Source organism: Variovorax sp. RCC_210 (assembly GCF_041355175.1).
Taxonomy (GTDB): domain Bacteria; phylum Pseudomonadota; class Gammaproteobacteria; order Burkholderiales; family Burkholderiaceae_C; genus Variovorax.
The window spans coordinates 113046-132936 of the sequence record NZ_JBFUPJ010000020.1 but is presented as its reverse complement, the minus strand read 5'-3'; the positions used below and the strand labels follow the sequence as shown (position 1 = coordinate 132936).

Sequence of the window (19891 nt, the reverse complement as noted above, 5' to 3'; positions counted from 1 at the left end):
GTTCGAGCGCATCGCCGACCATTGGATGAATGAAACGCGAGAATGAAATATCACGAAGCAGCAGGGACTGTTGCCGTGACGGCCAGGGTCGACTCCCGCATGTGAGCAGTCGACCCCACTCAGTGGTAATCGTCCTCTCTTTGGTGCCGAATCGCAGAAACCACAATTTCGTGCTCTCCTACGACGTGAAAAAGGGCGACATACCCTGACGACCCAAACGGAATCACAAGTTCCCGCTCGAGCCGATCGTCGAACGCAATCCTGCACGTAAAAGGATTGGTCTCCAGAATTCGAAATTCGTTTCTGATTGCGCTGACTGCACGAGTCGGAAGGTCCCAATCTCCATGTTTGAGTGCCAGCCCGATGAGGAAGCCCTCGAGCCGCTGCAAATCTTCAAGGGCCTCCCGCGTCAAGCTAACAGCATACGTCACTGACGTTCGTCCTGGGCGCAATCATCGCTATGCTGCGCCGCAGCACGCGCGGCGGCCAAACGGGTGCTCATTGCTTCCAAGGCATCTGCTGCTGAGTAATACTTCCCGCTTTTTCGCGCCTGGGCGAGAGAGGAGCGACCTCGTGCCACAAACTCTTGTTGTGCTTGACGCCGTTGTGCCGCTTCCACCGCCGCCTTTTCCACAAAGGTCGACAGAGTCTCGCCCTCGAGCAAGACGCTTTCAATTTGCTCTCTAACTGACGCAAGCACTCTCACTGGAGGAAGTTGAGCGGTTTTCATAGGCTCATTGTAGTGCAAATGCTATGCAACGAACAGTGACTCTGGTAGAGGAGCCGGCCATGAGATTTGCGGTTTCCAGGAAAGGCAGGCCGCCTAGCCGTTAGGGAACGACCCTGCGCATGGCGTCTGAGCCATCCGGCCGTGCAAGCGAACGCCACAGGCGTCCCCCAGAGGCCGCGTCAATGCGCAGTGAACCCTTTCGCTTGAGTCCACCGACCTTCCTGCCGCCGCCGTCAATTAATGCGCACGTTTTGCGAGTGAGCTCAAGGCTCACTGATTCCTGAATCCAGCAGGAGAAATGCCCGGGCATCGCCGCCCGTGCGGTCTCGTTCCACGCCGAGACCGGGGCCCAACGTCAGAATCGCTTGGTCTCGAATCGCGAGGCGCTCACTGTTCAGCGTTGCTGCGAGAGGTCAATAAACCGGGGCAGGGCGTGCCAATTCAGGTGTCGGTCCGTTTACGCGGAGCGCGGCCCAACGGCGCGTGGTTCGACTCCTTGCTGCTCGCGCTTGCGGCCGCAGGCGCACCTATCGCGCGTTGGAGCAGATGTCGTGTGGCTTCATGGGCGGTCATTTCTCGCTCATGGAGTGTTCGTGTCTCATTCAGCCGAGTTCGGACATGTTCCAGTTCGGCGCGTGCCTGATTGAGCTCATTGGCCTGCTTTGCCAAACTGCTATCCGCCATCACCTGTGCGTCTCGTGCGGTGGCGCGCGCAGCAGATGTCTCAGCCTGGGCCGCGACGGTGTCTGCGCGTGCTTTGTGCACAGCATTGTTCAGCTGTTCGCGCGTGGCGGCCAACTGCTCAGCCGTCTTGGTCAGCGCAGCCTGATCGCGGGCGGCTGCTTGCGCTGCTGTCAGGTTGGTCCGCTTGGCTTCCTCGCGGGCGCGGTCGACCTCGGCCAATAAGCGACGCTCCTGGGCGATGTGGCGTTCTTCCGCATCCTGCGCCGCGCGCTTGGCGCTCGTCACGTCGGCTGCGGCGGTCTCGCGCACGGCCGTGGTGGTCGCTTCAGCCGCTGCGAGCGATTTCTTCAGGGCCCGGACTTCCGCTTGGACGTCGGCGAGCGAGCGGGCGGCGTCCTGCAACTGGGCTTCGTGTCGCGCTTCCATCGCGGTGAGCGCGCGTTGGGAGGAGGCGAGGGCATTGTCCAGGTCTGCCTTCTTGTCCTCAAAGGCTGCCTCGCGACGTTGCTGCTCAGCGTCGCGCACAGCCATTGCTTCGCGCTCGAGCGCCAGTGCGCGATGGTCAGATTGGATCTGCGCGTTGTGAACCTGCGCAGCGTGCGTGAGTGCCGCGCGCCACAAATCTCGAGCTGCTTCGGTGACGCCCAGAGGCACGTCATCAGCCGGATCCATCGGGCGGGTAGGGCGCGCAGCGCCGGGGGCCGCGGCTTGTGCGGCGGCGCTGTCGGCCGGCGCGGCCAAGCGGACGGCCAGCCGCGCGAACCACTCGTCAAGCATCGGGCTGATCGTGTTGGGCGAGCCACCGTGCAAGTGCTGGCGCACACGCTCGATCGTGGGTTTCAGGCCACGTGCCACAAGGTCGTCGGCGGCTTGCAGCACCTCATGCAACTGCACGCCCACGCGCCCGGGTTTGCGTGCCTTTTCCGGGGGCGGTTCGGGCGCCGGCACGTAGCTTCTAACGCTCGAACTTTCAGTGGGGAGGGTCATGACGGGCGGTGGATGCAGGCCTATTATTAGGGTCGATAAGTAAAGTTATGACGCTCTATATATCATTATAAATAATAAGATATCAAATAAACGTCATATCGTATTCAAGGAAAGTCAAGCCATTTTAGCCCGCGTATGCCCTCCGTCCACAGAAAAACGCCCAGCCAACCCAATCCCACCGCCTTGCTGCTCGTGCTGATCGAATTGGCGCCGCCACCCGTCGGCGTCGCGCTCGAAATGCTCGATCCCCGTCGGCTGTCGCAAGCAACCGAGGACGCGGCGCGCGAACTCGTGCGTCAGGGCACGTCCGCCAACACGCTCGCCTCGTACCAAGCGGCCATGCGCTACTGGGCCGCCTGGTTCAATGTGCGCTATGCACGCGCGCTTTCGCTGCCGGTCGAGGTGCCGGTGGTCGTTCAGTTCATCGTCGACCACGCGTCGCGCGAAGTGCTGCCGGAGGAGGGCAGGGACGCGGTGACAGCGGACGAGGCCGGCACATCGGCCCCGCCCAATGTGGAAAGACCTGATCCGCTACCTGATGTCGACCCCGTCGACGCGGCGTCATCGGAAACTGGAACCGCGGCCGCGCGCTCGAAAAGATCGGTGCTGGCCATCGGGCTGCCGGCCGAAATCGATCGCTATCTGGTGGACGGGGGCTTCAAGGGAAAGCTGGGGGCGTTTTCGTTGAACACGCTCGTGCACCGCGTCGCGGTGCTGTCGAAAGCTCACCAGAACCTCGATCTGGACAACCCTTGCAATCACGCCCAGGTGCGTGAGCTGCTGAAATCGGTGCGGCGCGCCTACGCCGCGCGCAACGTCAGGCCGCACAAGCAGCAGGCGCTGGCCAAAGACGATCTACTGAAGGTGCTCGAGACGTGCGATGCGTCGCCGCGCGGGCTGCGCGATCGCGCGCTGTTGCTGTTTGCATTCTCAAGCGGTGGGCGCCGGCGTTCTGAAATCGCCGGCGCGGTGATGGAAAACCTGCGCAAGGTCTCCAAGGGCTATACGTACAGCCTCGGTCGGTCTAAGACCAACCAGGACGGCACGCACGACGATGAGAAACCCATCAAGGGACTAGCGGCGGCTGCGCTCGACGCCTGGCTTGCTGCGGCGAAAGTCACCGAGGGGCCGATCTTCCGGCGCGTGCTCAAGGGCGGCAAGATGACCGGCGACGCACTGGATCCCAAGGCGATTAGGAAGATCGTGCAGGAGCGTTGTCTGCTGGCGGGGTTGAGAGGGGACTTCTCGGCGCATTCGCTGCGATCGGGGTTCGTGACAGAGGCCGGACGCCAGAAGACACCAATGGCCGATGCCATGAAAATGACCGGGCATCGGAATTTCGAGACTTTCATGGGCTACTACCGCACAGGTGATTTGTTGGACAGTGAGGCTGGCGATTTGATGGACTAGAAGCGATAGCGTGCTCACCACAAGAGCGGTCTAGTCGGTCTCAGACCCTGGTCGATGTTTTCCCCGTTAAAACAAAGAATGCGGAAGTTCTCCTAAGCGCGCGGGCATTTGAGCAGCCCATCGCGGCTTGGATGGACGCATTTCATGCATGCCGACGATCAACCCACAGACGTTTGTTGAGTTCAAGCGCTGGATGAGCGAGCAGCCCGATCGAGAATTTCTGAAAAGGGGCCGCGACCGGCGCCAAGCGGAGGTAGTACAGCAACTGACGGACGAAGGTCGTTTTCAACCTTGAGCGAATATCGCGACCGCCAGTCAGGTCACGTGCACAGAGATAGGGGGGGCGTCCGCAATCGAGAGTGACGGCCTTCGACGACCGCCGATCCGAACTGTAAGAGGTCGAGCAGCTTGCGGTTCCGGCTCGGCCGTTCCTTTCCTCTTGGCGATCTAATACGTCGTCGAACATACGCGTCGAAGTCAGCGCGTCGCGGTCGGCGGCAGAAACGTTAGGGGTAACCGCGAGATCAGCAGCACGAGCGACAGGCTCACAGTCCTGGGAAGCGCAGCATTTACCTAAAAATATGAAAAAAGCATAATTATCCAGATTTCATAAAAAGAGGAAAAGATGACGTTCCACCGACCACAACTCGCCGCGGAAATGGCCGAACAGCTCCTGAGGCCAAGGGGCCTTATGAAGACCGTCCGTTCTGGACTGTTCCTGGGTGGCCAGCGCCGGATCGGCAAGACAACGTTCCTTCGCAGCGATCTGATCCCTGCGCTGGAGGCGCAGGGCGCCATCGTGGTCTATGTCGACCTCTGGAGCAACACCGCCGCCAAGCCCAGTGACCTCTTGCTTGCCGCAGTGCGCAACACGCTTGCGGATCTGCAACGCGCGGACTCCAAGGCCGTGGGAGTGCTCAAACGACTCAAGGGTCTCGACCTAGGCGCTGCTGGGTTCAAGTTCGGTTTCAGCTTGGCCGACCTGGGCAAGGACGAGGGAAACACGCTAGCTGGCGCTTTCTCTGAACTGGTGCGCTTGGCAAAGACGGATGTCGTGGTCATCATTGACGAAGTACAACACGCCATGGGCTCAGACGACGGCGAGCACATGCTGCTGGCCCTTAAGGCTGCACGCGATGCGATCAACCTGATTCCAGATCCACATGGGTACTTCCTGTTCCTGGGCACCGGATCGCACCGCGCGCGCGTGCGGGAGCTCACGATACAAGGCAAACAAGCATTCAACGGCGCCACGTCCCAGGACTTCCCAGTACTGCAGATCGACTTCGTCGAGTGGCTGCTCAAGGAGGCCGAGCTCGGCGCGAGGACTCCGAGTGTCGGCGCCACGTTCGAGTGTTTCGAACGATTGGGCCGCCGACCCGAGGAGCTCATGAAGGCCCTGGTCGCCCTGGTGCAAGCACCGAACTTCACTGATGCAGACCAAGACATTCGGGCGATCACAGAGGGCGTGCGGCAGTCAGCGGCCGCCTTGGATCTCGCGCGGCTGGACGAGCTCGGCCCAGTCGCGCTGGCGGTCTTCGGTTACGTCTGCACGCAAGGTGGGCAGGGCGTGAAGCGTCTATTTTCAAGTGCAACGCTCGACCACTACGGCGCCGAGGTAGGCCGCGCTGTGGGGGTTGAAGAGATCCAGAAGATCGCGAATTATTTGGTACACGCGAACATCCTGGTGCGCGACGGGCACGGAATCTACGGCGTCAGCGATCCGTTCGTTGCTGAGGCGTACAACAACCGCGCCAATGTGCTCAGAACTCTCGACGGGCCTCGCGCGACCAAGTGAGGACACCGCGCAGTTGTCCGAGAGCGGAGGTAGAGCCAATTCTCTCCGCTGATGCAAGCGCGCCAAGCGCCTTCGAAGTCGGAAGGGCGCTACGTTTTGAAAAGAACTCTTCTAATGACGGTCGAATGAATGTTGGGTAGCTTTAGAGCCAACCAAACCAGCAGCGCTAACGAGATCATCTGCACTGCGGGCGTGTGAGGTGACGCAGGAGGCGGTCAGTGGCAGTCTTCGGATGACCTCTTCGACTTCATCGGACTGCAGATGCCTAGTGAGTGACAGTTTGGCGTTCACTGCGTCGCGCTCTGGAAAATTGCAAGAAACTAGACCCTGTTGATCGACCTGATAGCTTGAGGTTATTGATGAAGCGCACTGAACTCTACGCGAAGGTGTGGGCTGAGCCGATGAGCCACTTGGCCAAGGAGCTGGGTATTTCCGATATGGGCTTGGCCCAAGCGTGCCGTCAGCACGCTGTTCCTGCCCCCCCACGCGGCTATTGGTCCAAGCTGAGGGCTGGACAGACGCCGCATCAGGCTCCGTTGCCAAAGCCCGAACTCGACACGGTAGTTCAATTCACAAGCGGCGCTCCACGGGTGCTCGATCGCCGGAAGGCTGCATCGCAGAAGCGTTCAGAGGCACCGGTGACCGCCGGCGGGGTTGCGATTCAAGATGCCGCTATCGTGTTTAGCGAGGCGATGGACGACGCTCATCCTCTTGTTAAAGCTACGCGGAAATATGTCGAACGAATTCCAGTGTTGATCAAGCGCTACGAGCGTCGCGGCGTTCATGCGTGGACGCCTACGAAAGACGAGGACCTGCCTCCCCTAGAAAACCATGGTCGATACAGCCTACTGTCGCGCGGCCTGTTGGACATCACGGCATCGCTGGACATCATGGAATGGGTTCTGCAGTTTCATGCTTCGATCTTCCGAGGCCTGAAAGCTGGCGGCATGGAAATCGCTCGCCGGGAGGAACTCAAGGGGAGGGCAGTCATTCGCTCGGAATGGCCGGCCATCGAGGCGCGGTGCAAGGGAGAGCAGTTCGCCATCAAGTTCTCTCAGGGCTACAAGCGCACTTACTTGGACCCCGAGGAACTGGCGAAGAAGCGCAAGGAGTCTTCTTGGGCGCGCGACTTCGAGCATCGTCCGTCAGACAAACTTACCTTCAGCTTTTCGGGAACCGAGTACCGGGCGAGCGCAACATGGCAGGGGACCCAGGAAAAGCTGGAGGCACAGGTGGACGACATTGTGCGCAGTGCGCTTGCGCTTGTTCCGCAGCAAATAGAGATTCGCAAGGAGCGCGAGACGAACGAAGCTCTTACGAGGCAGCGAGAGGCGGCGCGCGCGCTGGAGCAACGGCGCAGCGAAGCACGAAGCGAGCAAGTGAAGCAGGCCTTTCTAATGATGGAGGCCGACGAGCGGGTTCGGCGCCTCAAGGAGTTTTTGGTGCAACTCGAGCAACGAGCTTCGGAGTTCAACTCGCCGTACGACAGCAGGGTCAAGGTGTGGATCGACGTCGTCGCCCTTGAACTGTCGCGGAACGACCCCGTTCAGGCAATCCTGCAACGTTGCCTTTCGACCCCAGCCTGGGGTGGGTGGCCGCCCGACTGGTGGCCGCAAGGGCTTGACGGTCTCTTGGCAGAGAAAGGTGTCTGAGCCACGCCCTCAGTTCTCACATCAAGGCGGTGTGATGAGGTTCACCCTAGCCGGCATCATCCAACACCCTGAACCAAATGTTCTCAAAATTTAACATAATACCTATTGCCTAATTAACTTTGAGCGTGTTGGCATGCCACGCAACTCGCTGCCCCCGAGCGATTGGCTGTGGATGAGCCGGAGCCGTTTCTCAATCCGACGATGTGGCCAGATCGTGTAGAGGTGGCGTGCCGAACATGCGCTTGTACTCGCGGCTGAACTGCGACGTACTGAGCTAGCCCGCTGCAAGTTGCCAGGCACTCCGCCGATGTTGGCACTTGATCCAGCAGCTCGTATAGACCAGCAGCGCAAATGATGCGGGCAAGGCTTTCCGGGAATCGACTTGCCGCCGCTGGGCACCGCGCCGGCCCGCCAGTTCGATGATGGCGCGAGGTCTGGCTGCCCTGCGCAGGCCCCGAACTGGCCGAGTTCCAATTCAGGCGCCACCAGAACTGGCTGCAGCGTGGTGGCCGCGGCGCGCTTTCCGTGCGCTGCGTGGCCCCTCCCCCCGAGACATTGCCTGCCCTCATGGACGGCTTCATGCAGATGGCTGATGTACACGCCCGCGTCGATCAGCTTGTCGAGTTACGCTGACCGAGGATATGAAGGCGCCCACCTTGGACCTGCACGCCATGGGGTATTCGGCTTCCAAGGCCGCGTTGAACATGTTCACTGCGAAGATGGCCAAGAAGCTTTTCGGCGCCGGCACCAAAGTGAACGCGGGTTGGCCCGGCTCGGTCGCCACGGACATGGGCGGTGCAATGGCACCGCGGACGGTGGAACAGGGCGCGGTCATTGCTGTGCGCCTGGCCACGCTCCGGTGGGCCGGACCGACCCGTGGCTTTTTTCACGACGGCGACGGCGACGGCCCGGGCTTTGCACCGTACGCTTGGTAAGTGGCCGCGATTTCTGACCGAGCCTTCAAGTGAGAGCGACATGCAGTCGCTTTCCGCTCGGAGCCCCGCCAACGTTCTGATTCGGCTCCCCGATCGGTCTGGCCAGAGTCGCCGTTATCGCCGCCAGGTCGCAATGAAATCAGGGCTTCCATTGACAGCACGCGAGAAAATCCAAGGTGGTGTCAGCTTCTCGTGAGGCAGCTGCCAGATGGGCTTCTGTGTGTGCACATGCTCGTTGCCAATGAAGATGTACTCTTCACACGAGGCAATCAGTGCTTCCTCATCCACACCGGTCAGGCTTCCCCCTGCTGCCGGACGATCGGGTTCAAAACGGTGCGTGACCCAGCATGCAATCACGACCTGTGGTTTGTACTTGGTCACCGCGGCCAATGCATCGAGCTTCTCCACGTTGTCGCCGTAGCGAACCGTGGGCTGCCCGATCTCGTCATAGTACGCCTTCATGCTCTCCTCTTCCTGTTGACGATTGTCGGTGGCAGGAATAGAGAGTGCCTCAGCGAGGCTTCCGTGGCCAGCGCCCACTTCAATCGCAGTTCTGCCAGCAATTCGAGCTCGTAGAAACGCGCAAAGCTCTTCAGTGGGAAAGCTGTACAGGCCCTCACGTACGCCGAAGAGGAGGCGCTCCTGTGCTGTAGTCTTTTTGAGAATGTCTGCAGAGACAACTCGAAGGCGTCGGTGGCCGTCGAGCAGTTCAGGTGATATGTCCCGCACCTTGTGGGATCAATCTCGAAGACGTCCATATGAAAGTTTGGGCTCAGGATGGCTGTCGTGTTTCCAGTGGACGGAAAGCGCGTGCAGGATGTCAGCAGAAATCCGGGTTCAAGAGGTCGATGCCAGAGCCTTTGCACTTAATCCACGGACCGGAAGGATGCTCTTCTCCATCCCATTCCGCGAGCGCGGCCTGAGCGTCGGCGCGGTGCTCATAGCAATATCGACGTTGATAACCAATAGGATCCAATCCGACCACGACGGCGGTGGTGTAGTTGAACTGTTTTACCGCGCAGACCTTGCCGTTCAATGTGCGGATATCCGTATAGCCGCTGGCCGACAACACCTCTGTGTGCGCAACCCAAGCAGCCGTGGCTTTTGACTGGCGACGGGCGCGCGAACGAATGAGGGGAACGGCTTGGGACATCTTCACATTGTGCCCACGCTCTGGCGCGTGTCTGCTCCAAGGCGCTGGCGTTGTGTGTGAAAAGGCAGGTTCCGGTAGGTTGAAGAAGGCTTCAGTGCTAGAACGGGATGTCGTCGTCCACCTCTGTCGAGGTTGGGGTCGTGTCGCGACTCATGCGACCGGTTGCCGAGTTGGGCGTCTGTGCCGCTGGGCGCACTGGCGGCGCCTGCTGAGCAGCGCCGACTCCAACGCCATCAAGCGCTGCTTTCAGAGCTTCTTCCACGGCGTCAATGCGGTCCTTGCAGACCTTGTATGCCTCCACCGACTCTGTGACGATGGTCAACAGGTCATCGATGTTCGGGTCTTCTTGATCGCGCAACGTCTCTGCATGCCTTTGCAGCACGCCGTAGGCTTCCTTGAATGTTCTCTGGGTCATTTCGATTCCTTTGCTTCGGCGGGACTGATTCGAACCGTGGCCGAACCGTCTCTGAATTGAATATTGAGTGCGATTGCTTCCTTGGCTTGCGCGCTCGACGTCACGGGGCATCCTTCGTCATTTCGCACGATGGCGAAGCCACGGTTGAGCGTTTTCGCTGGCCCTTGACCAGTGACCTCACGCATGAGAGCTTGTGCATTGCCGCGAGCAGCTTGAACAGCGCCACTGGCACGTTCAGACACGCGCTGGAGACGGTCGTCGAGCGCCTTCGCTGTTGTGCGTGCCACCGCCGCCGTGCGGTCGACCACAGTATTGAGCGTGACGCGCGTCACTGCCCTGCCCTCCCCCAGGGTCGCCAATGCATCAACGCGAACCGCGGTCATCAGCGCAGGCGTCTGCTGCTTGGCCGCGGCCAAGGACTGCAACGTTTCGGAGCGCACTTCGTTGAACAGCGCCAGACACTGGCGAGCGGCGCCGTGCACATGTTGCACCGAACTCGCGGACACGGCGTTGAGTGCTGCAGTGACGTCCTGCTTCGCACGCGCGAGATGGCTTCTTGCGTCGACCCTGATTCCTGCCTCGCGGCGCTCGATTTTCAGCCGTGCGACACGTCCCTTTTGTGCGCTGACGGTCAGGATAGCGCCGAACGCGGAGCGCGCCTCTGCGACGCGGCGCATGATTTGCTGCTCGATGCCGCCTATTACCTTGCTGGGCGTATCGAATCGTGCATGGGCCACTTCGTCGGGCAGGGTGCTGTCGCGTTCATGCCCGATCCCGGTCAGCACAGGAATTGTCTGGTCGCAGATGAAGCGGGTGAGCCCGTAGTCATTCAGCCATGCGAGATCGTTGACTGCACCGCCGCCGCGAATGATTGCGATGGCATCTGGTCGCTCGCCAGGCCCGAGCTCCTCAAGGGCGCGCTCGGCGGCCGAAACGATCTCTCGCGCAGCACCTTCGCCCTGAAAACGGCTGTGCGCATACACGAACCGGCAGACACCGAACTGCTCCAGGCGCTGTGCTTCTTTCCTGAAATCTCCCAGGCCCGCTGCATCCTGCGGCGCGATGACCAGAACGACCTGAAAATCCCAGGGTGGCGGAAGCCGGCGGTTGCGCTCGAACACGTCTTCTTGCTGAAGCCGAGTTCGGATTTCCTTTTTGCGCGCCTCGAGGTCACCCAGGGTGTATTCCGAGTCGATGGCATCGATCTCGAGGCTCAGACCATATTGAGCCTTGAAAACAGGACGGGCGCGTACAAGCAGCTTGATACCTGCGCCGATCATTGCGCCGGTGGCCTTTTCAAATTCTGGCAAGACTCGCGAGGCGGTGCTAGCCCAGATCATGGCGCGTGCACGGGCAATTGGCTGACCCGTTCCGTCGCGCTCGGCGACCTCTAGGTACACATGGCCGTTCCGCACGGTTGCTTCGTTGACTTCGACCAACGTCCAGACACCGTTAGCAAAAGCTTGTGCAACAGCCGATGCAACGCCGTTGAGCAAACGGGACAGCGCTACGCCTTGCTTGATGTTGGTCAGGCTGGTTCCGACGGGCGTCTGGATTGCGAGGCTGGCGGCATTGCTTGGCGCAATTGCCGTGCTTGCAGGCAACCAGGCGGCAAAGGCGGCCAAGTCAATGCCGGCCTCGACATACCAACGCTTGACGGCGCCGTCGAAGCGCGCGCCAAGTGCCTTGGCCGCGTCTTTGGATCTGTACGGGACGTCAAGGTACTGACGAGACATGAGAAAGAATTAATTCGAAGCTTGATGTGCTGGGTTGGCTCGCCTTGAAGTGAGCCGAGATTGAACTTCTGAGTGCACCATTTAGGAGCATTTGACACGATAGTCGGAAGAACGTTGGCTGAGATTCTCGTTGATTCACGAATCGTAATATTTGGGTCTGACATTGGCCCGAACAACTCGGAGTTAGACGACTTGACGGCTTCTTAACTCGAAGCAGTTATGCTGCGGTCCTCAATCGTTCATTAGGACTCCAAATATGGCACAGACCCTTGCGCAAATTACCAAGCAGATCGAGAAGCTTCAGAAGGAAGCCGATGCGTTGCGCCAAGCAGAATTGAAGGGCGTGGTGGATCGCATCAAGGTGGCAATCTCTCACTATGGCCTGACGCCAGATCAACTTGGGTTTGGCAAGACGGCGCCGAAAAGCACGAGGGTCGAAAAGGCTGGTGCATCGAACAGCAACAAGGCTGCGGCACCTCGTTTTGCCAACAACGAAGGTCAGGTCTGGTCGGGGCGCGGTCCTCGGCCTCACTGGTTGCGTGAAGCCTTGGCCAATGGCCGCTCGCTTCAAGAATTCAGCACTGATGCGCAGAAGCGTTCGCCGAAGGCGGACGCCGATTCCAAACAAGGACCTGCCGTCGCCGCAGTTGTGCCGCCGCCAAAGGCCGGTGTGGTCACGAAGCGCACAAAGGCAGCCGCCAAAAAAACGAAAACTGCCGCGAATCCGATTTTGCCTCCTATCGGAGCAGCATCCACGGAGGGCAATGCATCAGGTGTTGTCGAGCCCAAAGCCAAGGGCAAAGTGAAGACAACTCTTCCGAATACGCCGCGCGTTAAAAAGGCTTCGGCCTCGAAGGCCAGCCCCGCTGCTGCCAAGAGCGCGTCGCAACCCAAGGCAAAGCGTGCGAATTCGGTCGCTGCAGCTGCCAAAAAAGTAGCTCCCGCGTCCGGCGCCGAAAAGGCCGGCGCTGTTGTTTCTGGGCCCGCAGGAGCCTGACCCTCTGGATCTGAGCGGGTTCGCGTTAGGTCGTCCGCATAGGCCCCCACTTTCGCCGATTAAGCGCAGGGGCCTTAACGTCAACAAGGCCATTGGGCTTGTTCAAACCGATGCGCCAGCGCGCGCCCTGGTTCCATGGGTGTCGAAGCATTCATCAGCGGAAATCGCGGCTCACGGTGGCCGCGCCTAGCCGACCCAGCAGCGGCGTCAGATCCTCGAGCCGCGCGGCGATCAGGTTCTTCACCAATCCTTCGCGCTGCCAAGTCCCGTGCACGACCATGAGCCGAGCACCCAGCAGCTCCTGGCGCTGCACCTCTCGCAAGCTCTTCCAAACGATGACCTGGACAACGCCGGTCTCGTCTTCCAGCGACAGGAAGATCGTGCCCTTCGCCGTCTCTGGCTGCTGACGCAGGGTGACGATGCCGCAGTGGCTCACGTGCTCGCCATCGTCGATCCCTTCCAGGTCCTGCGCGGTCATCAGACCACGCAGCGTCAGGCGCTCGCGCAGCAAGGCCACCGGATGCCGACGCAAGGTCAGCCCGGTGGACGCATAGTCGAACACGATCTCCTCGCCCTCGGGCGCTTCGTCCAGCTCGAGGAAGTCCTCGTCGACCGGTGCCTCGCGCAGCAGCCCGGGCGCGGCGCGCAGCCCCGCCGCCTCCCAGACCTGCTGGCGCCGGTGACCCGACAGGCTCATCAGTGCATCGGCTGCGGCCAACAACTTCATCTCGTGCAGCTCGAGCTGCGCGCGGAGCGCCAGGTCTTCGGCGCTGTCGAAAACCTGCTGACCACGCGCCGCGACGATGCGGTCGGCTGAGGCCGCCTTGAGCCCACCGATCATGCGCAGTCCGAGCCGCACCGCAGGGTCATGGTCCAGGTCTTCCAAGGTGCAATCCACGTCGCTGTACATCACATCGACGGGCCGCACCTCGACGGCATGCCGGCGCGCGTCCTGCACCAGCTGCGACGGCGAGTAAAAACCCAGCGGCTGCGAATTGAGCATGGCGGCCAGGAACTCCGCCGGGTGGTGGCACTTGATCCAGCAGCTTGCGTAGACCAGCAGCGCGAACGAGGCCGCGTGGCTTTCCGGGAATCCGTACTCGCTGAACCCCTTGATCTGCTCGAAGATGGCCTTCGCGAAGCTCTCCTCGTAGCCTCGCGAGGTCATGCCGTCGACGATCTTCGAGTAGTAGTGCTCCAGCCCGCCCTTGCGCTTCCACGCGGCCATCGAACGCCGCAGCCCGTCAGCCTCTCCGGGTGTGAAACCGGCCGCGAGGATGGAGATCTGCATGACCTGCTCCTGGAACACTGGCACGCCCAGGGTGCGGCCCAGCGCTTCCTTCAATGCCTCGCTTGGATACACCACGGGCTCCCTGCCCTGCCGCCGCGCGAGGTACGGATGCACCATGCCCCCTTGGATCGGACCGGGCCGCACGATCGCCACCTCGATGACCAGGTCGTAGAAGCAGCGCGGTTTCAATCGCGGCAGCATGCTCATCTGCGCGCGGCTTTCGATCTGGAACACCCCGACGGTGTCGGCCTTGCAGATCATGTCGTAGGTGTCGTTGTCCTCCGCCGGAATGTCCTGCATGCCGACGACACAGCCCCTGCGCAGGCCGATGAAGTCCAGGGCCTTGCGGATCGCGGTGAGCATGCCGAGCGCCAGGCAATCGACCTTGAGCAGGCCGAGCGCGTCGAGGTCGTCCTTGTCCCATTCGATGACGGTGCGGTCGGGCATCGAGGCGTTCTCGAGGGGCACCATGCGGCACAGCGGCCCTTTCGTCAGCACGAAGCCGCCCGTGTGCTGGCTCAGGTGCCGCGGGAAGTCGATGAGCTGGCCGGTCAGGTGCATCAGCTGCTGGACCTGCAGCGACTCCAGCGACAGCCCGATCTCCTGCAGCCGCTCGGGGCGCACCTGCCCTCCGTCCCACCACTGGTGCCTCTTGGCCAGGGCGTCCACGGTCTCCAGCGACATGCCCAGCGCCTTGCCGACGTCGCGGATTGCGCTCTTCGGGCGGTAGCTGATCACCACACCCGTGATGGCGGCGCGGTCGCGGCCGTACTTGGCGTACAGGTACTGCAGCACCTCTTCGCGGCGTTCGTGCTCGAAGTCGATGTCGATGTCCGGCGGCTCGTTGCGCTCCTTGGAGATGAAGCGCTCAAACAACACGCTCATGCGGCCCGGATCCACCTCAGTGACCCCGGTGCAGTAGCAGACCACGCTGTTCGCGGCGCTGCCGCGGCCCTGGCAGAGGATGTGCCGGGATCGCGCGAACATCACGATGTCGGCCACGGTGAGGAAGTAGTGCTCGTACTTCAGCTCGGCGATCAGCGCCAGCTCGTGCTCGATCTGTGCCTGGACCTTGGCCTGGATGCCGTCGGGCCAGCGCCGCCCTGCCCCCTCGTAGGTGATGCGGCGCAGATAGCCCTCCGGGGTCTCGCCGGCCGGAACCACTTCGTCCGGGTACTGGTAGCGCAGCTCGTCCAGGCTGAAGTTGCAGCGCGCCGCCACCTTCAGTGTTTCGGCCATTAAGTCGGGGGCGTAGGTCTGCGCGAGCCTCAGTCGCGTGCGCAGATGGCGTTCCGCGTTGGGCTGGAGCTCAAGGCCGCACTCGGTCAGCGGCTTGCCCAGGCGCGTCGCGGTCATCACATCCTGCAGTGGCTTGCGCGAGCGGACATGGAAATGCACGTCGCCCGCGGCCACCAGCGGGATCGCCGTCGCCTTGCCCACCTCGGTCAGGCGGTGCAGCCACATCTCGTCGTCGATCAGGCGCAGCTTCTCCACCGCGAACCAGCAGCGCCCCAGGAACTCCCGCAGCAGCCAGCCACCGAGCCATCGCAGCTGCGCGGGCGTGGCCATGCGCTTGGGTGAGGCCAGCACGACGCAGTCTTCGAGTTCGGAGCCGCTGATCTCGCCAAGGGGCAACCGGTACGTTCCCTTCTCGGAGACGCGGCGCAGCTTGGTGATGAACTCGGACAGGTTGCCGTAGCCCTCGAGGTGGCAGGCCAGCACGGTGAGCGTGAACGGCGAGGCCTCCGGGTCCAGCGCTTCGGGCTCGACCAGAAACTGGCTGCCGATCAGCAGCTGGAGTCCGACCTCCTTCGCAGCTACATGCGCGCGCACCACGCCGGCCAGGCTGCACTCGTCGGTGATGGCCAGCGCGCTGTAGCCCAGTTGCTTGGCGCGCTCGACCAGCTCGCCCGGCTGGCTCGCGCCGCGCAGGAAGCTGAAGTTGCTCACGCATCGCAACTCGGCGTACTCAGGGAGGTCCATCACGCACGGTCCATCAGCGCGGTTCGATCAGACCGTGCTCAGGCGAAGGTGCCATGCAGGAACCACGCGGTCTCTTCCTGGGCCAGGCGCATCTGGAAGATCCACAGCACGCCGGCGTGCTCGCTCAAGGCCACCCAGTAGTCGCGTGCCGTCTGCCGTGTGGTCTCCCGCTGGCTGTCGTCACCCTCGGTCGTGCGATCCCACCAGCCGCCTTCCACCCGGTGCGGGCCCGCGAGCAGCTGAAGCACACCCTGGTACAGCGGCCGGTTGTGCTCGGTTGCCAAGCGCAGCGGCTTGGGCAGGATGAAGGTGGGCTGCGGGACGTCGACCGCACGGGATTTCAGTCGCGGGGCTGGCTCGGGCGCCGGGCGCCAGCGGCACATCCACTCGAGGCGGTGGTCCTCAAGGATCACGGGGCGCAGCACGCGGTCCGGGCCCAGGCGCGCGGCGATGCGCTCGAGCACCAGCGCCAAGCTTTCGCCGGACTGCCGTGCCTCGGGCAGCATCGAAAAACTCTTCTCCTCCAGCGCCTGCACTTCGGTGGCGAGCAGCTCCAGGTCGCCCACGGGCGCCAGCAGCTCGACCTTGCCGAGGTGCTCGGCCAGCAGTCGGATCAGGTGCTCCGTGTCGCGCGTGGCCTGTGCGGTGCGCACTGTGAGTTCGCCGCCGTCGCCCGAGGTCTTGGCGCGCATCGCGTCGTGGCACCAGCGCAGCGTGAAGGCCGTCACCCCGGAACGCCGCGCCATGAGCCAGCCGGCCATCTGCAGCATCAGGCGCCGCGCCCCGAAGAGCATGGCGGGGGCGTGCTCGACGCGCGCCATGAGCTCGAGCTTGGCGTGGAAGATTTCCGGCAGCTGGGCCCACGGGTAGGTCTCTGGCCGCAGTCCGTAGGCTTCGTCGAGGGTGGCGAGCAGCTGCGCGTCGAAGCGGCGGCTCAGGCCGCCTCGTGGCAGTGCGCGGACCTGTCCGAGGGTCCGGCATCCCAGTCGGGCCAGTGTCGCCTGGTGCGCGGCGACCTGCGTAAGGGTCTCGAGTGACAAGCCATCGAGGAGCTGGGCCAGCGGCTTGGCGAAGCCGTTGGACAGGCCCGATCTGGCGACGGCCAGCGCGGCCAGGCTCGTTGGCGCCCAGCTCAGCTGCCGCACGCCGAGGCTGGTGCAGTCCTCGCGCACACGCTCCACCAGGCGGCGCTTGCCGCCGAAAAGACGCACGCTCTGCTCGAGCTCCATCACGACCGCCGGACACTGCAGCAGCGCCTCGAGGACAGCGACGCGGGGCGTGAACTGCAAACACCACGTCGCCAGACCGTCGAGCGCCTCAGTGCGCGGCTGCGGGTCGTCCGGAAGGCCGTCGGGAAGAAGGGCTGCCCACAGCATGGGTGAACTCTCGGGAAAGGTCTTGCGAACGATCTTGGGATTTGCGCGCGGCGATCAGGCCGCTCGGGTGACGAAGGCGCGGAGTCAGGATCGCTTCCAGCCCGCCAGGCACCGAGGGCAAGGTCAGTTCGCCCTCGTGGGGCGGTCCTTTGCGCTTGAGCAGGTGGATGTGCAGCTCCCAGTCGACCCCCAGGCGCGCCTGCAGGCGCAGCGGCGCGGCGGAGGCCTCGTGCTCGGCGGCCGCGGGCCGGCACAGGATGACGGGCCCGTCGCAACTCTGTGCGCACACCTGCAGCCGCCGGATCTGCTCCTGGCGCGCCTGCGGCAGCCAGGCCACCAGCATGCCGGCCGCGTTCGCCTTGATGAGCTGCTCGGTTGCCCAGAGGCGCTCTACCGGCTTGTCCGCCTGGATCCAGACCAGGTGCCGCTCGTCGAGGCCCAGGTGCTTCAGGCCTGGCAGGTGCGGTGGCTTCGGCGGCCCGACGATCACGATCTGCTTGCCCTTGTCGACCAGCGTGCGCATCGCGGGCGCGAGCAGCCGCCACTCGAGCACTGAAGGCTGCACCTGCAGCACCTCGGTCAATGACTGGCAAGGCCAGCCGTTGCCGGGCAATTCGGCGTCGAGGGCTTCGAAGCCTGTACCGATGGTCGTTGTGACCGGCGTACCGAGCGCATCGCCACGCCAGATGGCCGATTCGACGGCGTGCGGCAAAGCCAGGGGCCAGCGCGGGGCGCTGCTCGCTCGGGAGGAAGGCTGGGAGGCCGCCGGCGTACGTTCGCCATCAGCCCATGACAGGGAGATGGCCATTTGCGGCTCCGATTACTGTATGGATGTACAGTATCGAGGACGCTTCGGCACCGAGCAAGAAGGTTTACAAATTTTGTAGGTCATCGGGGCCGCTGGCGCTGCAACGCCAGCAACAGGAGTCAGCCGACCTGCTTTCAACTTCGCCATGGAAGACGACATTCCCACCGACATTTGGATCTATTACTGCGCGAGACAACTGAAGATGCACTGGCGCACCGTTGATCCCGAGCAGCTCGAGGAGTTGGCCTCGGACCTCTCGAGGGAGCCATATCTTCGTCAGCTATCACCGCGAGCAGCTGCGGCGAAGTGGCTCGAACCCCTTTTGGTTTCGCGCGACTAGTCTGGTCATCCGGTATCGCTTCAAGCTTTCGCGCGCTCTCGCACAACGTCTACCGGGCCAATGCCGTTGTAGACCACCTCATTCGTCTTCAGCGATGTGACGGTCCAGCGGTCGCCCGGCGTCACCTTGTAGTCGCCCAGGGTCAGCGGAAGCTCGCGCTCTTCATGCACGTCCCGGCCAAGCCAAGAAGGAATTCGGAGGATCGTGACCTGGTCATTGAAAAAGTCGGGTTGGCTCATTGGGGCAATTGTCGTCGTCGGCTCACGATGATGGACCGGCGGTTGCCCATGAAGGGATGGTCGCTGGCTAGCGACATGCGCACACGCGCGCCTTTTAAGCTGGAACTGACCGGCCGGTGGTCGCCGCACCCTCGTGGAGCCTGAACTGGAAGGTCTGCTGCAAGGGGTTGCTGAGCCATGCCCGTCCAGCGCCTTCTGCAGCAGCGTGTGCCTTCTGCCATCGGAGTGAACGGTCGGAGTCGGCATACGAATAGCCGTCTCGAGTTGGGCGCTCCTCCTGCTGCCAGGCGGTGTAGCACTCGATCAGCTCGGCAGCATCGGGAAATGCTTCCTCAAGATGCCCGATGTAAACGCTGGTGGCCACCATCGTGTCCTGAAGAGTCGGGCGTGCCCCCTCGATGGTTGCGGAGAAGAGGCGTCCGCTGCCAGTCTGGATATTCGCATCACGCTGTGCTTGCGCTCCCGGTCGTGCACAGCGACTAGGGGCGGTGTGCGATAGAAGGTGAGATGCCGCTCGAAATGAGAATCGAGGTACGAACACGGTGCTCAATAAAGCGGCGTGAACCGCAGAAAAGCGGCATCTCGGCGCTGACCCTAGTTGTTTCAGCTTGTTGCCAATGTAAGAAAAAAGGCCGCAAAACCCTAATTGTTGAAAACGGAACCGCAGTAACGCACGCCAAGAGCCGTCCACCTGAACACGCACACCGGCCCCTCACACGGGCGCCGCGTCTTCGTCACCGCCAAGCTTGCGCGGTCCAATGCGTTCGTCGAAAGCGTACTCAATGAGCGCTCTTGTCCCTGCTTGCAGCGCGTCAAGCCAGGTGTCGTAGCCCTGCGCTGCTGACTCAATCTCAAGCCATAACGGGGCCTCGCCGCCTTCCTCCATGAGCACCCAGAAGAAAAGCCCTTGTTCGGGCTCATCGACGAGCACCGAGATACGGCGAATGCGCGAATTCATCTCTTCTCCCGGAAGACGTGCATCGCCTCCGTTGAGTTGCACACGGCCCTGCCGGTGGGCAATAAGCTGAGTTCCAGACAAGTCATCTTTGGATCGTCCTTCACGGGGTTCACTCGTCAGCGCCAGACCCGCTTTTCACTGCCGAGAGAAAAAACAGCCGTGGCAGTAGCGAAGCAAGCTCAGCTCGAATCCTGACTTCGGCTGCCGCTGGTTCGCCTACGAAGCTGCCGTATGCGATCGGCAACCTTGCGCCCATTTCGAAACTCCTTTTACGCGGGATCGCGTGGACAGTCGATAGCACTCATGAATCGATGTCTGCAAGCGCTTATCGCTCAGCCAGGAGATTCGATGTTTCAATGAACCTTGGCCCGCGGCCTGCGGGTTTTTGTGGAGTTGCCG

At 62.2% G+C, this 19891-nt stretch carries 21 protein-coding genes; 7 read left to right on the top strand and 14 right to left on the bottom strand.

Features of this window, described 5'->3' with window-relative positions; genetic code table 11:
- Nucleotides 1-119: 119 nt before the first annotated feature.
- The 3 genes from AB6807_RS35855 to AB6807_RS35845 all read right to left on the bottom strand — a co-directional run bounded on the left by AB6807_RS35855 (nucleotide 120) and on the right by AB6807_RS35845 (nucleotide 2401).
- Nucleotides 120-431 (bottom strand): type II toxin-antitoxin system RelE/ParE family toxin, encoded by a 312-nt coding sequence (locus tag AB6807_RS35855; protein WP_371088302.1) that lies wholly within the window; start codon nucleotides 429-431, stop codon nucleotides 120-122.
- A complete protein-coding gene (locus AB6807_RS35850) occupies nucleotides 428-730 on the bottom strand; it encodes a YlcI/YnfO family protein (RefSeq protein WP_371088301.1) in 303 nt (100 codons plus the stop codon). Before AB6807_RS35850 ends, AB6807_RS35855 begins: the two co-directional genes overlap by 4 nt.
- Nucleotides 731-1171: 441 nt before the next feature.
- Nucleotides 1172-2401 carry a DNA-binding protein gene (locus tag AB6807_RS35845; protein WP_371088300.1) on the bottom strand — a complete coding sequence of 410 codons (1230 nt, stop codon included), beginning with the start codon at nucleotides 2399-2401 and terminating at the stop codon, nucleotides 1172-1174.
- Nucleotides 2402-2593: 192 nt separating this feature from the next.
- Here AB6807_RS35845 and AB6807_RS35840 point away from each other — a divergent pair, with 192 nt between their 5' ends.
- The 5 genes from AB6807_RS35840 (at nucleotide 2594) to AB6807_RS35820 (ending at nucleotide 8196) form a co-directional block, all read left to right on the top strand.
- Complete coding sequence (locus AB6807_RS35840; RefSeq protein WP_371088314.1) at nucleotides 2594-3811, top strand: tyrosine-type recombinase/integrase; 1218 nt, start codon at nucleotides 2594-2596, stop codon at nucleotides 3809-3811.
- Between the two features lie 127 nt (nucleotides 3812-3938).
- Nucleotides 3939-4106, top strand: coding sequence for a GSU2403 family nucleotidyltransferase fold protein (locus AB6807_RS35835; RefSeq protein ID WP_371088299.1), 168 nt, complete (start codon nucleotides 3939-3941; stop codon nucleotides 4104-4106).
- 330 nt (nucleotides 4107-4436) lie between these two features.
- A complete protein-coding gene (locus tag AB6807_RS35830) occupies nucleotides 4437-5609 on the top strand; it encodes an ATP-binding protein (RefSeq protein WP_371088298.1) in 1173 nt (390 codons plus the stop codon).
- A gap of 359 nt (nucleotides 5610-5968) precedes the next feature.
- Nucleotides 5969-7261: a hypothetical protein gene (locus tag AB6807_RS35825; RefSeq protein ID WP_371088297.1), complete on the top strand. Its 1293-nt coding sequence runs from the start codon at nucleotides 5969-5971 to the stop codon at nucleotides 7259-7261.
- Nucleotides 7262-7917: 656 nt separating this feature from the next.
- On the top strand, nucleotides 7918-8196 hold the full coding sequence (locus AB6807_RS35820; protein ID WP_371088296.1) for an SDR family NAD(P)-dependent oxidoreductase: 279 nt from the start codon (nucleotides 7918-7920) through the stop codon (nucleotides 8194-8196).
- Between the two features lie 114 nt (nucleotides 8197-8310).
- Here the strand turns inward: AB6807_RS35820 and AB6807_RS35815 are convergent, their stop codons facing one another.
- The 5 genes from AB6807_RS35815 to xseA all read right to left on the bottom strand — a co-directional run bounded on the left by AB6807_RS35815 (nucleotide 8311) and on the right by xseA (nucleotide 11500).
- A complete protein-coding gene (locus AB6807_RS35815; protein WP_371088295.1) occupies nucleotides 8311-8658 on the bottom strand; it encodes a hypothetical protein in 348 nt (115 codons plus the stop codon).
- Nucleotides 8655-8954, bottom strand: coding sequence for a hypothetical protein (locus tag AB6807_RS35810; RefSeq protein ID WP_371088294.1), 300 nt, complete (start codon nucleotides 8952-8954; stop codon nucleotides 8655-8657). The genes AB6807_RS35815 and AB6807_RS35810 overlap by 4 nt, the downstream gene beginning before the upstream one ends.
- A 62-nt stretch (nucleotides 8955-9016) precedes the next feature.
- On the bottom strand, nucleotides 9017-9349 hold the full coding sequence (locus AB6807_RS35805) for a hypothetical protein (RefSeq protein WP_371088293.1): 333 nt from the start codon (nucleotides 9347-9349) through the stop codon (nucleotides 9017-9019).
- A gap of 97 nt (nucleotides 9350-9446) precedes the next feature.
- A complete protein-coding gene (xseB, locus tag AB6807_RS35800; protein ID WP_371088292.1) occupies nucleotides 9447-9764 on the bottom strand; it encodes an exodeoxyribonuclease VII small subunit in 318 nt (105 codons plus the stop codon).
- Entirely contained in the window at nucleotides 9761-11500 is a 1740-nt protein-coding gene (gene xseA, locus AB6807_RS35795; protein WP_371088291.1) for an exodeoxyribonuclease VII large subunit, read from the bottom strand. Before xseA ends, xseB begins: the two co-directional genes overlap by 4 nt.
- A 256-nt stretch (nucleotides 11501-11756) precedes the next feature.
- Here xseA and AB6807_RS35790 point away from each other — a divergent pair, with 256 nt between their 5' ends.
- Entirely contained in the window at nucleotides 11757-12497 is a 741-nt protein-coding gene (locus AB6807_RS35790) for an H-NS family nucleoid-associated regulatory protein (protein ID WP_371088290.1), read from the top strand.
- 154 nt (nucleotides 12498-12651) lie between these two features.
- Here AB6807_RS35790 and AB6807_RS35785 read toward each other — a convergent pair whose 3' ends face one another.
- From AB6807_RS35785 to imuA, 3 genes are read right to left on the bottom strand one after another with little or no spacing between them, the layout of a single operon-like run.
- Nucleotides 12652-15771: an error-prone DNA polymerase gene (locus tag AB6807_RS35785; RefSeq protein WP_371088289.1), complete on the bottom strand. Its 3120-nt coding sequence runs from the start codon at nucleotides 15769-15771 to the stop codon at nucleotides 12652-12654.
- A gap of 38 nt (nucleotides 15772-15809) precedes the next feature.
- Nucleotides 15810-17147 (bottom strand): DNA polymerase Y family protein, encoded by a 1338-nt coding sequence (locus AB6807_RS35780; RefSeq protein WP_371088288.1) that lies wholly within the window; start codon nucleotides 17145-17147, stop codon nucleotides 15810-15812.
- Complete coding sequence (gene imuA / locus AB6807_RS35775) at nucleotides 17089-17955, bottom strand: translesion DNA synthesis-associated protein ImuA (RefSeq protein ID WP_116914032.1); 867 nt, start codon at nucleotides 17953-17955, stop codon at nucleotides 17089-17091. The genes AB6807_RS35780 and imuA overlap by 59 nt, the downstream gene beginning before the upstream one ends.
- Nucleotides 17956-18100: 145 nt before the next feature.
- Here imuA and AB6807_RS35770 point away from each other — a divergent pair, with 145 nt between their 5' ends.
- Nucleotides 18101-18295, top strand: a complete 195-nt coding sequence (locus tag AB6807_RS35770) for a hypothetical protein (protein WP_371088287.1) — start codon at nucleotides 18101-18103, stop codon at nucleotides 18293-18295.
- Between the two features lie 20 nt (nucleotides 18296-18315).
- Here the strand turns inward: AB6807_RS35770 and AB6807_RS35765 are convergent, their stop codons facing one another.
- From AB6807_RS35765 to AB6807_RS35755, 3 genes are all read right to left on the bottom strand, one after another.
- Nucleotides 18316-18534, bottom strand: a complete 219-nt coding sequence (locus tag AB6807_RS35765; RefSeq protein WP_116914030.1) for a hypothetical protein — start codon at nucleotides 18532-18534, stop codon at nucleotides 18316-18318.
- A 94-nt stretch (nucleotides 18535-18628) separates the two neighbouring features.
- The gene (locus AB6807_RS35760) at nucleotides 18629-18898 is read right to left on the bottom strand and encodes a hypothetical protein (protein WP_371088286.1); all 270 of its coding nucleotides are present in this window, start codon (nucleotides 18896-18898) and stop codon (nucleotides 18629-18631) included.
- Nucleotides 18899-19246: 348 nt separating this feature from the next.
- Nucleotides 19247-19492: a hypothetical protein gene (locus AB6807_RS35755; RefSeq protein WP_116914028.1), complete on the bottom strand. Its 246-nt coding sequence runs from the start codon at nucleotides 19490-19492 to the stop codon at nucleotides 19247-19249.
- Nucleotides 19493-19891 lie beyond the last annotated feature (399 nt).